This is a genomic window from Vibrio sp. YT-19(2023) (genome assembly GCF_033337395.1).
On record NZ_JAWOQN010000006.1, the window covers coordinates 103,411 to 117,827 of the forward strand.

General features: G+C 45.2%; 10 protein-coding genes. 1 reads left to right on the top strand and 9 read right to left on the bottom strand.

The annotated features are described in order from the left end of the window. Positions 1 to 27 precede the first annotated feature (27 nt). From carB to secA, 5 genes are all read right to left on the bottom strand, one after another. A complete protein-coding gene (gene carB / locus R7E78_RS06415; protein WP_005381854.1) occupies positions 28 to 3,261 on the bottom strand; it encodes a carbamoyl-phosphate synthase large subunit in 3,234 nt (1,077 codons plus the stop codon). Between the two features lie 16 nt (positions 3,262 to 3,277). Beyond that, complete coding sequence (carA, locus tag R7E78_RS06420; RefSeq protein WP_017821483.1) at positions 3,278 to 4,417, bottom strand: glutamine-hydrolyzing carbamoyl-phosphate synthase small subunit; 1,140 nt, start codon at positions 4,415 to 4,417, stop codon at positions 3,278 to 3,280. A gap of 481 nt (positions 4,418 to 4,898) precedes the next feature. Beyond that, positions 4,899 to 5,708 carry a 4-hydroxy-tetrahydrodipicolinate reductase gene (gene dapB / locus R7E78_RS06425; RefSeq protein ID WP_005381860.1) on the bottom strand — a complete coding sequence of 270 codons (810 nt, stop codon included), beginning with the start codon at positions 5,706 to 5,708 and terminating at the stop codon, positions 4,899 to 4,901. Positions 5,709 to 5,818: 110 nt separating this feature from the next. Next, complete coding sequence (gene mutT / locus R7E78_RS06430) at positions 5,819 to 6,217, bottom strand: 8-oxo-dGTP diphosphatase MutT (protein WP_005387387.1); 399 nt, start codon at positions 6,215 to 6,217, stop codon at positions 5,819 to 5,821. A gap of 155 nt (positions 6,218 to 6,372) precedes the next feature. After that, positions 6,373 to 9,102 carry a preprotein translocase subunit SecA gene (gene secA, locus R7E78_RS06435; RefSeq protein WP_005387389.1) on the bottom strand — a complete coding sequence of 910 codons (2,730 nt, stop codon included), beginning with the start codon at positions 9,100 to 9,102 and terminating at the stop codon, positions 6,373 to 6,375. A 407-nt stretch (positions 9,103 to 9,509) separates the two neighbouring features. Between secA and R7E78_RS06440 the strand changes: the two genes are divergently transcribed. Then, positions 9,510 to 9,968 carry a DUF721 domain-containing protein gene (locus R7E78_RS06440; RefSeq protein ID WP_005381869.1) on the top strand — a complete coding sequence of 153 codons (459 nt, stop codon included), beginning with the start codon at positions 9,510 to 9,512 and terminating at the stop codon, positions 9,966 to 9,968. 113 nt (positions 9,969 to 10,081) lie between these two features. Here the strand turns inward: R7E78_RS06440 and lpxC are convergent, their stop codons facing one another. The 4 genes from lpxC to R7E78_RS06460 form a co-directional block, all read right to left on the bottom strand. Beyond that, positions 10,082 to 10,999 carry a UDP-3-O-acyl-N-acetylglucosamine deacetylase gene (gene lpxC / locus R7E78_RS06445; protein WP_047102006.1) on the bottom strand — a complete coding sequence of 306 codons (918 nt, stop codon included), beginning with the start codon at positions 10,997 to 10,999 and terminating at the stop codon, positions 10,082 to 10,084. A 101-nt stretch (positions 11,000 to 11,100) separates the two neighbouring features. Next, positions 11,101 to 12,339 carry a cell division protein FtsZ gene (gene ftsZ, locus R7E78_RS06450; RefSeq protein WP_005387391.1) on the bottom strand — a complete coding sequence of 413 codons (1,239 nt, stop codon included), beginning with the start codon at positions 12,337 to 12,339 and terminating at the stop codon, positions 11,101 to 11,103. A 30-nt stretch (positions 12,340 to 12,369) separates the two neighbouring features. After that, positions 12,370 to 13,632, bottom strand: coding sequence for a cell division protein FtsA (ftsA, locus tag R7E78_RS06455; RefSeq protein ID WP_005372946.1), 1,263 nt, complete (start codon positions 13,630 to 13,632; stop codon positions 12,370 to 12,372). Then, entirely contained in the window at positions 13,625 to 14,407 is a 783-nt protein-coding gene (locus tag R7E78_RS06460; RefSeq protein WP_005387393.1) for a cell division protein FtsQ/DivIB, read from the bottom strand. Before R7E78_RS06460 ends, ftsA begins: the two co-directional genes overlap by 8 nt. Positions 14,408 to 14,417 lie beyond the last annotated feature (10 nt).

The following is a 14,417-nucleotide window of genomic DNA, read 5'->3' on the forward strand; positions in this document are numbered from 1 at the left end:
ATTAATGAGCTTACTGATTTTTATCTGTTACGCGTCTAGACTCGCTTTCACTTTAGCGTGTAACTCTTGAACCGAAGTTACTGACGCTTTTGCGTCTGCAGTATGAGACATACATGTTGCGAACGCTGCATTCAGTGTCGTTGTGTAGTTCACTTTTTCTGCCAGTGCACCACGTCGTAGAACTTTCGAATCTTCAATCGCTTGACGACCAGCAGCCGTGTTTACGATGTAGGTGTATTCGTTGTTCTTGATGCGGTCAAGAATGTGTGGACGACCTTCGTGTACTTTGTTTACCAAACGTGGGTTAATACCCGCTTCGCCCAGAATTACAGCAGTACCGTGTGTCGCATCCAACTGGTAACCCAGTTTCACTAACTTAGAAGCTAGGTCAACAACACGCTCTTTATCACCTTCACGTACAGACAGTAGCGCACGACCACCTTCAGGATAAACCGCACCACAACCTAGCTCTGCTTTCGCGTAAGCTTCTGCGAACGTTGCACCCACACCCATTACTTCACCTGTTGAGCGCATTTCAGGGCCCAATAGAGGGTCAACCCCAGGGAATTTGTTGAACGGCAGAACCACTTCTTTCACTGAGTAGTAAGGAGGGATAATCTCTTTAGTAAAGCCTTGTGACTCTAGAGATTGACCCGCCATTACACGTGCAGCGATTTTCGCTAGAGGAGCGCCTGTCGCTTTCGATACGAATGGTACCGTACGAGCAGCACGAGGGTTCACTTCAATTAGATAAACGTCGTTATCTTTCACAGCAAACTGCGTGTTCATCAAACCGCGTACACCGAGTTCGAATGCTAACTTCTCAACTTGCTCACGCATCTTGTCTTGAATTTCCTGACTTAGCGTGTATGCAGGCAGTGAACATGCAGAGTCACCAGAGTGAACACCCGCTTGTTCGATGTGCTCCATGATACCGCCGATAACGACGCGTTCACCGTCACAGATAGCATCAATATCAACTTCGGTTGCATCATCCAAGAAACGGTCTAGCAGAACTGGAGACTCGTTCGATACGCTTACTGCTTCGTTGAAGTAGCGACGCAGGTCTTGCTCGTCGTATACGATTTCCATCGCACGACCACCGAGTACATAAGATGGACGAACAACTAATGGGAAGCCAATTTCTTTCGATTTCTCAACCGCTTGCTCCATCGTTGTTACTGTCGCGTTTTCTGGCTGAAGTAGACCTAAACGGTCAACAGCGGCTTGGAAGCGTTCGCGGTCTTCCGCACGGTCGATAGCATCTGGGCTAGTACCAATGATTGGCACACCAGCCGCTTCTAGAGCACGAGCCAGTTTAAGTGGCGTTTGACCACCGTACTGAACAATCACACCTTTTGGTTTTTCAACGCGAGCGATAGACAGTACATCTTCCAGAGTTACTGGCTCGAAGTACAGACGATCAGACGTATCGTAGTCAGTAGATACCGTTTCTGGGTTACAGTTAACCATAATGGTTTCGTAACCGTCTTCACGCAGCGCAAGTGATGCATGAACACAACAGTAATCGAATTCGATACCTTGGCCGATACGGTTTGGACCGCCACCAAGAACCATGATCTTATCTTTGTCTGTTGGGTTTGCTTCACATTCTTCATCGTAAGATGAGTACATGTAAGCCGTGTCAGAAGAAAACTCTGCTGCACATGTATCCACACGTTTGTAAACCGGATGAATATCAAACTGCTCACGAGCACGGCGAATTTCACTTTCAGCGACACCAAGCAATTTAGACAAGCGAGCATCAGAGAAGCCTTTGCGTTTCATCTGACGAAGCACTTCTTTGGTCAAACCTGCGTAGCCGCCCGCCTTGACTTGTTCTTCGAGTTTTACAATTTCTTCGATTTGAACCAGGAACCAGCGGTCGATTTGAGTCAAGTTGAACACACCGTCGACTGACATACCCGCTCGGAATGCATCGGCGATGTACCAGATACGCTCTGCACCTGCTTCTTTAAGTTCGTGACGAATCTTAGTCAGTGCGTCTGGCGCTTCCAGATCGACCATCTCATCAAAACCAGTTGCGCCAACTTCTAGGCCACGCAGTGCTTTGTGAAGAGATTCTTGTTGGTTACGACCAATCGCCATTACCTCACCAACCGATTTCATCTGAGTTGTCAGACGATCGTTTGCACCAGCAAATTTCTCGAAGTTAAAGCGAGGGATCTTAGTTACGACGTAGTCGATAGTTGGTTCAAATGACGCAGGTGTTGCACCACCTGTGATGTCGTTTTGTAGTTCGTCTAGCGTAAAGCCAACAGCCAGTTTCGCGGCAATTTTCGCAATTGGGAAGCCTGTTGCTTTTGATGCTAGCGCAGAAGAGCGAGATACACGCGGGTTCATCTCGATGATGACCATACGACCATCTTTCGGGTTGATACCAAACTGTACGTTTGAACCACCTGTTTCAACACCGATTTCACGCAGAACAGCTAGCGATGCATTACGCATAAGCTGGTATTCTTTGTCAGTCAGTGTTTGTGCTGGAGCAACCGTGATTGAGTCACCCGTATGGATGCCCATTGGGTCAAAGTTCTCGATTGAACATACGATGATACAGTTGTCCGCTTTGTCACGAACGACTTCCATTTCGTACTCTTTCCAACCGATTAGCGACTCATCGATAAGAAGTTCGTTGGTCGGAGATAAGTCCAGACCACGACGACAGATTTCTTCGAACTCTTCTTTGTTGTACGCGATACCACCACCAGTGCCACCCATGGTGAACGATGGACGGATGATACAAGGGAAGCCAACCATATCTAAAACTTTGTAAGCTTCTTCCATGCTCTTCGCTGTATCTGCGCGAGGACACTCAAGGCCGATAGACTTCATCGCTTTATCAAAACGAGAACGGTCTTCCGCTTTGTCGATTGCATCAGCCGTTGCACCAATCATCTCTACGCCAAACTCTGCGAGAACGCCGTGCTTCTCTAAATCTAACGCACAGTTAAGTGCTGTCTGACCACCCATAGTTGGCAGAACTGCATCAGGACGTTCTTTCTCGATGATCTTGCGTACAACTTCCCACTGAATCGGCTCGATGTAAGTCGCATCTGCCATCTCTGGGTCAGTCATAATCGTTGCTGGATTAGAGTTAACTAGGATAACTCGGTAGCCTTCTTCGCGAAGAGCTTTACACGCTTGTGCGCCAGAGTAGTCAAACTCACATGCCTGACCGATAACAATCGGACCAGCACCAAGAATTAGAATACTTTGAATGTCAGTACGTTTTGGCATTATCTACTACTCCGAATTAAGCGCTGTGTTTTTTGATTAGTTCGATAAAGTGGTCAAATAGCGGTGCCGCGTCATGTGGACCAGGGCTCGCTTCTGGGTGACCTTGGAAGCTAAATGCTGGCTTGTCTGTGCGGTGGATACCTTGCAAAGAGCCATCAAATAGCGATACGTGAGTAGCACGTAAGTTTTCCGGTAATGTTGCTTCATCTGCCGCAAAGCCGTGGTTTTGCGAGGTAATCATCACAACGTTACGCTCTAAATCTTTTACTGGGTGGTTTGCACCGTGGTGACCAAACTTCATTTTCACCGTTTGCGCACCTGATGCTAGCGCCAGAATTTGGTGACCTAGACAAATACCAAAAATTGGCAGGCCTTTTTCTAGGAACACTTTGGTTGCTTCAATCGCGTAAGTACATGGTTCTGGGTCACCAGGGCCGTTTGATAAGAATACGCCATCTGGATTTAGTGCCAGAACTTCTTCCGCTGACGTTTCTGCAGGTACAACCGTTAAGCGGCAGCCACGGTCAACCAACATTCGTAAGATGTTGCGTTTTGCGCCGAAGTCGTAAGCGACAACGTGGTATGGCAGCTCGCTGTCATCTTTCGCCTCTGGAAGTCCACCTTCAAGCGTCCACGAACCTTGCTTCCATTGATACGCTTCTTTTGTTGTAACTTCTTTCGCAAGGTCCATTCCTTTTAAGCCTGGGAATTCTTTTGCTTTCGCTAGTGCCAAAGCTTCGTCTAGGTTGTTGCCCGCAACAATACAGCCGTTTTGAGCACCTTTTTCACGCAGGATACGAGTGAGCTTACGAGTATCGATATCAGCGATGCCAACGATATTTTGAGACTTAAGATAATCAGAGAGGGATTGTTCGTTACGGAAGTTAGAAGCGATTAGAGGAAGATCGCGAATCACAAGGCCTTGTGCATGAATGGAAGAGGATTCTTCATCTTCGGAAGTGGTTCCGGTATTGCCAATGTGAGGATAAGTGAGAGTGACGATTTGCTGAGAATAGGAAGGATCAGTGAGGATTTCTTGATACCCCGTCATCGAGGTATTAAAAACGACTTCACCAACGGAAAGACCATCTGCCCCTATGGACACTCCGCGGAACACTGTCCCATCTTCTAGGACCAACAGTGCTAATTTACCCAAGACAACCTCCAGAATAAAAATGCAAAAAAAATAAATCAAACTGCAAACATGCCTTCCTTTACCTATAAAATCTACATAAATAGGTATTTCAGACAAATTGGCGGTATTCTAAAGTTGGACTCGAAACCTGTCAACCTACAATCAAAAATAAATGATTAATTTCTAGCGAGTAAGGTCATTTTGAATCAGTAAGGCCCAAAAAGATAACTTTTACATGCTATTACATAGAGAGGCATAGAGGTTTAATGAATTTTACAAATTTGAACTTTTTAGAGATCACAAAAAAGTATGAATTTTTCACGCAAACGTTCACTCGACAAAAAAGACATTAGTTTTTAGACATCAAAACCCAAAACACCCACAAAACAACCAAAACAACGACAAAAGTAAGCACCAAAATACTTTCTGTTAGAATCATTTCATTTACAAATAATTCTATAGATATAAAAAAGCCGGCTACCGCCGGCGAATAATTATGTATTTAGAGTTCATTCAATCCCAAAACATCTGTCATGGTATAAAAGCCCGCTGGTTTGGCACTCAACCAAACAGCGGCCTTGACGGCGCCATTAGCAAACGTCATACGATCGGTCGCTTTGTGCGTTATCTCCACTCGTTCCCCGATATCAGCAAACATGGCTGTGTGCTCACCGACGATATCGCCAGCGCGAATTGTAGCAAAGCCGATCTCATCTTTAGTACGTTCACCTGTGATACCTTCTCGCGCATAGACAGCTACATCATTCAGCTTGTTGCCCATCGCACCAGCAATGGCTTCGCCCATCCCGATAGCGGTACCAGAAGGAGCATCAACTTTATGACGATGATGTGCTTCGACAATCTCAACATCACAGTAGTCGCCCATCACTTTGGCTGCTTTCTCAAGAAGCTTAAATACTAGGTTCACACCAACAGAGTAGTTAGGAGCCATGACAACAGGCACTTGCTTAGCGGCTTCGTCAATCAGTTCACGCTCTGCATCACTGAAACCAGTCGTCCCAATCACAATACTCTTTCCATGCTTCTTACACAGTTCAAGATTCGCCAACGTACTTACTGGGGCAGTAAAATCGATGATTACATCAAAATTATCGACGTCTTTAGCAAGATCATCCGTTAAGAACACATCGAATTTGCCTTCACCACAAAGTTCACCGATATCGACACCGACAAGTGAGGACTCAGGTCGTTCTGATCCCGCGCTCACTGTCGCCTCTGGGTTAAGGTGTGAAGCTTTAACCAAATTACGGCCCATTCGGCCTGCTGCTCCTGCGATTGCAATACGAACCATTGCGCTTTCTCTCCTTCTCTGGATAACGAGGTTTGCTCTCGTTCTCTCGTTTCGCTTAATCTGTTTAAACTAACAACATACCGTGGTTACCACAAGCAAGTTCATCAGGCTTAAGCGAACTCTTTTACGACACGCTCCAAGATAGGCACGTTCGCTTCAGGAAAGGCATAGTTACCCAATTCTCTTATCTCAACCCAGCGACCTTCTTGACCTTCTCGGCCGTAAGGCTCATTACTGAACTTAGATACCGTAATAAAATCAAACTTAAGTGATTTGTCTGGATAGTCATATTCCAAATGCTCGAAAAGGGCTTGCTCAGTAACTTCAATTCCTACCTCTTCTTCAAGTTCTCTTGCTAGAGCATGTTCAATACTTTCTCCTGACTCGACTTTCCCGCCGGGAAACTCCCAAAACCCGCCTTTATGCTTGTCGTCTGGACGCTTTGTAATAAAAATTTTTGATTTGTCTTGGTTAAAAATAATAGCCGCGACTATGTGAATTCTTTTCATAGGGGTTCCTAACTCTCAAGCCGTTACACTTCAACGGTCTTTGCATCTCTAAAACTATCCGATGCTATCAAAACTTATGAAATTCGACAGCCACAGAATTTGCTTAAAAAAAGAGCCGCCTAGGCGACTCTTTAAAAAATTATCTGACTAATACGTTAGTCGATTTTGCCGTGGCACTGTTTATACTTCTTACCACTACCACAAGGGCAAGGCTCATTGCGACCTACTTTACGTTCATCACGTACCATTGGCTGACTTGAACCTTCTTCAGATTCTTCACCTTCAGAAAGAGGGTTTTGTGCTGCTGCGTGTTGCGCTTGAGCACGACGAGCGGCCTCTTCAGCTTGCGCACGACGTTGCTCTTCCATACGTTCAACTTCTTCTTGTTGCTGAACTCGAACGCGAGATAGAACAGTAATCACATCAGTTTTCAGCGCTTCTAGTAGACCTTCAAACAGTTCAAACGATTCACGCTTGTATTCCTGTTTCGGGTTCTTCTGCGCATAGCCGCGTAAGTGAATACCCTGACGCAAGTGATCCATTGCTGCCAAGTGCTCTTTCCAAAGCGTATCCAGAGTTTGAAGCATAACCGATTTCTCAAAGTTACGAAGCACTTGCGCACCCACCACTTCCTCTTTCTCTTTGTACACTTCAACGGCTAGATTGATGATCTTCTCGCGTAGCGCCTCTTCGTAAAGCTTATCGTCTTCTTCAAGCCATTGCTTCACTGGCGCATCAAGATCGAAGTCTGCTTTCAAGCGCTCTTGCAGACCTTCAACGTCCCACATATCTTCTAGTGATTGTGGCGGGATGTACTCATCAATAACCGCGGTTAGCACATCTTCACGGTTTTGCTCGATCATACCGCTGATGTCTTCAACGTTCATCAATTCGTCGCGCAGCTCGTAGACAACCTTACGCTGATCGTTCGCCACATCATCGTATTCTAGTAGCTGCTTACGGATATCAAAGTTACGGCCTTCCACTTTGCGCTGTGCTTTTTCAATTGAGCGAGAAAGCATTTTCGATTCAATAGCTTCACCTTCTTCCATACCACTTTGAATAAGGCTCGCCATACGATCAGAAGTGAAAATACGTAACAAAGAGTCTTCCATAGATAGGTAGAAGCGCGATGAACCCGCATCACCTTGACGACCAGAACGACCACGTAGCTGGTTATCAATACGGCGAGATTCGTGGCGCTCAGTACCAATGATGTGTAGACCACCAGCATCTAGTACTTGATCATGTACCACTTTCCACTCTGCTTTAATCGCATCGATTTGTTCTTGAGTTGGGTTCTCCAAAGCTTCCACTTTTGATTGCCAACTACCGCCAAGCACAATATCCGTACCACGACCGGCCATGTTGGTCGCGATAGTTACCGCACCCGGCATACCCGCTTCAGCAACAATTTCCGCTTCCTTCTCATGGAATTTCGCATTCAATACGTTGTGTTTGATCTTCGCTTTCTTCAAGGCGTTGGAGAGTAGTTCTGATTTTTCAATCGATACGGTACCAACCAATGTTGGCTGACCTTTCGCAACGCGCTCTTTGATATCTTCAATGATTGCAGCAAACTTCTCAGCTTCGGTACGGTACACCACATCCGGCATATCGTTACGAATCATTGGTTTGTTGGTTGGGATAACCACCGTTTCCAAGCCATAAATAGATTGGAACTCAAACGCTTCAGTATCCGCAGTACCTGTCATACCAGACAGTTTTTCGTATAAGCGGAAGTAGTTCTGGAAGGTAATCGAAGCCAAAGTTTGGTTTTCGTTTTGAATCTTAACGCCTTCTTTCGCTTCTACTGCTTGGTGAAGACCTTCAGACCAACGACGACCTGGCATTGTACGACCAGTATGTTCATCAACAATTACTACTTCACCTTCGTCAGTAACGATGTAATCAACGTTGCGCTCAAACAACACATGAGCACGCAAAGCGGCATTCACGTGATGTAACATGCTGATGTTAGTCGGAGAGTAAAGTGTGTCACCCTCTTCCATAAGACCATTTTTCACCAACAGTTCTTCAACGTACTCTTGGCCCGTTTCTGTGAGGTATACTTGCTTTGATTTCTCATCAACAGTGTAGTGACCATCACCACGATATTCTTCAGAGTCTTCTTTGTCTTGCTTTTTAAGATGCGGGATCAAAAGGTTGATTCGGGTGTATAGCTCAGAGCTATCTTCAGCAGGACCAGAAATGATTAAAGGGGTACGAGCTTCATCAATTAGGATTGAGTCCACCTCATCGACAACTGCAAAGAAGCGTTCACGTTGTACGCGATCTTCGCTACGGAAAGCCATATTGTCACGAAGGTAGTCAAAACCAAATTCATTGTTCGTTCCGTACAAGATGTCAGCTTGGTACGCTTCTTTTTTCTCTTGAGGAGGCATGTTTGGCACGTTTACGCCAACAGTCATACCTAAAAATTCAAATAGAGGGCGGTTTGTCTCTGCATCACGTTTAGCTAGATAATCGTTCACTGTTACAATGTGAACGCCTTTACCAGCCAGGGCATTTAGGTAAGCAGGAAGCGTTGCCGTCAGCGTTTTACCTTCACCCGTACGCATTTCAGCGATTTGACCCGCATTTAGAACCATACCGCCGATAAGCTGGACGTCGAAGTGGCGCATACCGTAGACACGCTTAGATGCTTCACGAACCGTAGCAAAAGCTTCTGGAAGTAGTTTATCAAGAGTTTCACCTTTCTCTAGGCGCTCACGGAATTCAACCGTCTTTGCTTTTAACTCTTCATCACTTAGAGCCTCGAATGTTGGCTCATAGTTATTAATTTCTTTTACAATTTTTCTAAGGCGGCGCAGTGTTCGGTCGTTGCGACTGCCAATCACTTTTGTCAGTAGCTTAGTTATCATTTTTCGTGAATCTCTCTTTATTCAGACCGTTCCCGATCTACTCATAATGCCTTCAGTCTCTGCCAGTTTGGAACTAAGAATACTGAGATAAATCATTTATCAAAGATATTGAGTTCAAACATCCATATTTCAAGGCTAAGTTTTGAAACAATGTGGCTTAGTGTAAGGATTTTTAATCGATACAACCATAAATAGACGTATTTGTTTGAAGCACTCTGAAGTTTTTACTTAAAGTGGTGACTGATTAGCCGATATTGCATACCGCAATATATGTAATCCATCCAGAGCAAACTTTGCTTTTTACCTTGCTACATTGTAAAACTGAAGCTAAAGACGTTAATGTAAACTATACCTTGATAGAAAGCTGCTCTAGAATAGCTATATCTCAACAAAATTAGATTTTACCTATGCGTGATCACCGTCCAACCTCGACTGAAGATGTTATTGCTGAGTCACAGTTCAAGCAGATTCAAGAACATGCTGGAGAAATCTTACAGCTTAACCAAGCTTTGCAAGAGGTCTTACCCATGGGGACGGCCGATCATTGCCGAGTAGCGAATGTTCGTAACGGCCATCTATTGATCGATGTCTCTAGTGCCGCGATCAAAATGAAGATCGATTACGATCGCCTCATGATCCTAAATAAACTTCGTACTCAAGGCTTTGCCAAGCTGATGAGCGTTGAAGTGAGGATCAATCCTTCACTATATAGAAACCGCTTTCAACAAGACGACAGACCTAAGCGTCCACCACTAACAGAATCTGCAGCAAAGTCATTAATGACGATTGCCGACATGGCGCCACCTAAAATTCAAGAGCGTTTAAAACGATTAGCCGATATGGCAGAAAAGGAAGATCGTAAGTGAACGTTATTTCAATATGCTGAAAGCTTGAATGTTATTGATAAGTCGAAGATTAAAGCCAAATAGCAAAAAACCAGGCATAAGCCTGGTTTTTTATTAATTCTAATGCCAAGTATTTACGCAAGCACCATATTTGGTTCTGCGAATGCTACTGGTGAGCCGACTTCTTCTTCGAATGTAGTCCACTCCCACGCTTCCTGATCTGCAAGAACAGCACGTAACAGTTGGTTATTTAAACCGTGGCCAGATTTAAAGGCACGGAATTCACCAATGATTGGGTGGCCACACATGTAAAGGTCACCAATCGCATCCAACACTTTGTGAGTCACAAACTCATTTTCAAAGCGTAGACCTTCTTCATTAAGAATACGGTAATCATCCAAAACGATAGCATTGTCAAAACTACCACCCAAAACTAGGTTTTGAGATTGTAGATATTCGATATCACGCATAAAGCCAAACGTACGTGCTCGAGAAATCTCACGAACAAAGCCTTTTGACGAGAAATCAAACAGCAAACGTTGCTCGTCTGATTCAATCGCTGGGTGATTAAACTCAATTTCGAAGTCCATACGGAAGCCGTTAAATGGTACAAATTCTGCCCATTTATCACCATCGTCAAAACGAACTGGCTTTTTGATACGGATGAAGCGTTTTGGCGCATTTTGCGTTTCGATACCTGCTTGTTGTAGCAAGTATACAAATGGGCTTGCACTACCATCCATGATCGGAATTTCAGGTGCGTCTACTTCGACAACAATGTTATCGATGCCCATACCAGCAAGTGCCGCATTCAAGTGCTCAACAGTTGAAATACGCACACCTTCATCGTTTACCAATGCAGTACAAAGCATGGTGTCACGAACCGAAGCTGGATCAGCTGGAAAATCTACAGGTGGATTTACATCTGTACGACGGTAAATGATACCTGTATTTGCAGCAGCCGGGCGCAGAGTAAGTGTGACTTTACGACCAGAGTGGAGACCCACACCAGTTGTTTTCACTATTTCTTTCAGAGTACGTTGTCTGATCATCTGCTTGCCTCTCAAAAATTTGCTACAAAACACGGCCGTCTGTAACGTCGACCGTGAATGCTACCATAATTTTGAGCCATGTCAAATTTATGGGTTAAAGATTAATCAGCCTGACGACGCAAAAATGCCGGTATATCTAAATAACCACTTTCCTTTTCTTGCTTTGGAGCCGCAGAACTTTGACTCGACGAAGCTGGAGAAGAAGAAGCAGTGTTTGTCGGCTGAGGAGTTACCTGTGGCTTCTCTTGCACTTGATTATTTTGCAAGGTCTGTGCCGGTTTTTCTTCAGCTTGCGTTGCCGCTGCTTGTTGCTGTGGTTGAGCTTGCGGCGTCGGTGCCACTTTCGCTTTACCACCCGCAACTAGCGTGATATCTGGCTTTTTCTCATTACCAATACCTGTCGCTACAACTGTTACGCGGATTTCGTCAGTCATATCAGGGTCTAGAGAAGTACCGATAACAACAGTCGCATTGTCAGAAGCGAATGCCTTCACTGTATTACCAACCGTCTCAAACTCGTCAAGACGCATATCCAGACCAGCAGTAATATTGACAAGAACACCACGAGCGCCCGCTAGATCGATGTCTTCCAGAAGTGGGCTAGAAATTGCCATTTCAGCCGCTTCTTCAGCTCGGTCTTCACCTTTGGCGATGCCGCTACCCATCATTGCGTGACCCATTTCAGACATTACAGTTCTTACGTCCGCAAAGTCGACGTTGATCATGCCAGGGCGAGTAATTAGCTCAGCAATACCTTGAACGGCATTCTTAAGAACATCGTTAGCGCTTGCAAAAGCTTCTAGTAGTGTTACACCACGACCAAGTACTTTAAGTAGCTTTTCGTTTGGAATCGTGATCAAAGAGTCAACATGCTTAGAGAGCTCATCGATACCTTGCTCAGCAAATGCCAAACGCTTTTTACCTTCAAAACTAAACGGTTTAGTTACTACCGCTACTGTTAGAATGCCAAGCTCTTTAGCCACTTCAGCAATAACAGGCGCTGCACCAGTACCGGTACCGCCACCCATACCAGCTGCGATAAACACCATATCGGCGCCAGTCAGGGAATCTTTAATTCGATCTCTGTCTTCGAGAGCTGCGTCACGGCCAACCTGTGGATTAGCACCTGCACCCAGACCTTTAGTGATATCACCACCGATCTGAATAACATTGCCAACGCTTGTCTTACGAAGTGCTTGCGCATCAGTGTTGACGCTGATGAATTCCACACCTTCGATGGATTCACGCACCATGTGTTCAACGGCGTTACCACCGCCGCCACCAACCCCAACGACCTTGATTACTGCATCGTCAGACATTTCCATCATCGGTTCAAACATGTGTTGTCTCCGTTTATCCTGCAACTCAGGTTAAAACTCTTTTTGTATCCAGTTACGCAATTTATCGAAAAAGCCAGTTACAGATGAGCGTTTAGGTTCATTATAATCGCTATCGTCGCTAGACTGCATGTCTCTTGCGTAATGAAGTAATCCAACTGCCGTAGAATGGTACGGCTCTTTTACATAGTCAGTTAATCCGCTGACTTCGAGCGGTTTGCCGACCCTTACTTGATTGCGGAATACGCGTTCCGCACATTCTACCACTCCGTCCATTTGCGCAGCACCGCCGGTGAGTACAACTCCCGCAGCCAGATGGTGCTTGATACCCTCTTCGCGCAATTTTGCTTGTACAGAGTCGATAGTTTGGTTAACCAGTCCCATAAGCTCAGAGTAGCGTGGCTCAATCACTTCTGACAACGTTTGACGTTGCAGGCTACGTGATGGTCGTCCACCTACGCTTGGTACATTAACCGTGTCATCCTTACTGACCAGTTCACTCAAAGCACAGCCATATTTGACTTTTATTTCTTCAGCATCGCTCACTGGCGTACCAAAAGCAAAAGCAATATCACTGGTTACAGCATTTCCTGCGTACGAAAATACTTCTGTGTGACGTAACGCACCGCCAGTCCAGATGGCCACATCCATCGTGCCGGCGCCAATATCAACCACACAAACTCCAAGCTCTCTTTCATCCTCGGTGATTACTGCATTACTAGCAGCAAGCCCAGAAAATACGAGTTGTTCTACTTTAAGGCCGCAGCGTTCTACCGCCTTAATAATATTGCGTGCCATGTCATTATGGCATGAGATAAGGTGGACACTCACTTCCATTCTTACCCCAGATAAACCAAGCGGATTTTTGATTCCTTCTTGGTAATCAATGGTGAACTCCTGCGGGATCACATGAAGAATTCGCTGTTCATCACCGATTTTAATCGATTTTGCGGTATGGATAGCGCGATCCATGTCTTCTTGAGACACCTCTTCATCAGAAATCGTGCCCATACCTTTTTCAATTCGGCTTGCGATATGCTTACCAGACAACGAAATGAAGACTCGGCTGATCTGGCACTCTGCCATTAATTCAGCTTGATCAATTGCACGTTGTACTGATTTTACAACCGACTCCAAATCATTCACGCCACCTTTATCCATGCCGCGTGAGGGGCTACTACCTGCGCCAATAATATTAATTTGACCGTCTGGTAAAACCTCACCCACTAGAGCCGATACGGTTGCAGTGCCTATATCAAGACCAACAATAATGTTGTCATCAGCGGCCTTAGTCATCTGTACTCTCTTCTAACTCTTGTTCAGGAAACCAACCAACTGCGGCTCCTGTATCGTACCTAAGATCGATATAACTGATTCTTTGCGTGTCACTGCCAAGCTTGTTATAGAGCTTAAAAAAGCGCTCTATACGCTCAAGAAGAGACTCTTTTCCGAGCTCTAATCGAATACCGTTATCAAGGATGATTTGCCAAGCTCGTCGCTCGTTTAATACCAGAGACGATATCGCTAAACCCAATTGCTGAAACTTAGGACTCAAATCACGGTAAGTCTGTAAGACTTCCGGTCCGCTATCTTTGGGTCCGTACAGCTTCACTTTTTCTTCTTGCAACAGAGCAACATCTCCATCAAAAACGAACCCGTTTTTATCTAACAGTTCGTTGCCATTCCAAATGGCTTCTGGTTGATGCTCCGTCAAAAAAACTTTTACTGTATCCGGCCACTGCTTTCGGATTGCGGCATGCGCTACCCATGGCAGAGCTTCGACACTTTGCTGTAATACATCAATATCCTGAGACATAAATGTACCGATGTGATCAATTCGACTAAATGCAGCCTGCACATCGTCAGCTTGGACATACTCCAGTTTCCCCTGAAGTACTATTTTGGAGAGAGGTAACCTTTGGTCATCCCACATCCAACTGATCGCCGCGTACAAAACAGAACTAATTAAAGTCACAACCACAACGAAAAATAACGCACCCAAGATTTTTTCTTGGCGACCACGGTTGTTACCCGTGTTTGGTCGCTCGTCATTCAGTGCAATATTCAACAACGTCTTCGTT

Coding starts and splice junctions, on each gene's coding strand:
- carB (WP_005381854.1), bottom strand. CDS start 3,261: ATGCCAAAACGTACTGACATTCAAAGTATTCTAATTCTTGGTGCTGGT.
- dapB (WP_005381860.1), bottom strand. CDS start 5,708: ATGGTTCGTATTGCAATCGCAGGAGCAGCAGGCCGAATGGGCCGTAAT.
- mutT (WP_005387387.1), bottom strand. CDS start 6,217: ATGAAAAGAATTCACATAGTCGCGGCTATTATTTTTAACCAAGACAAA.
- secA (WP_005387389.1), bottom strand. CDS start 9,102: ATGATAACTAAGCTACTGACAAAAGTGATTGGCAGTCGCAACGACCGA.
- R7E78_RS06440 (WP_005381869.1), top strand. CDS start 9,510: ATGCGTGATCACCGTCCAACCTCGACTGAAGATGTTATTGCTGAGTCA.
- lpxC (WP_047102006.1), bottom strand. CDS start 10,999: ATGATCAGACAACGTACTCTGAAAGAAATAGTGAAAACAACTGGTGTG.
- ftsZ (WP_005387391.1), bottom strand. CDS start 12,339: ATGTTTGAACCGATGATGGAAATGTCTGACGATGCAGTAATCAAGGTC.
- ftsA (WP_005372946.1), bottom strand. CDS start 13,632: ATGACTAAGGCCGCTGATGACAACATTATTGTTGGTCTTGATATAGGC.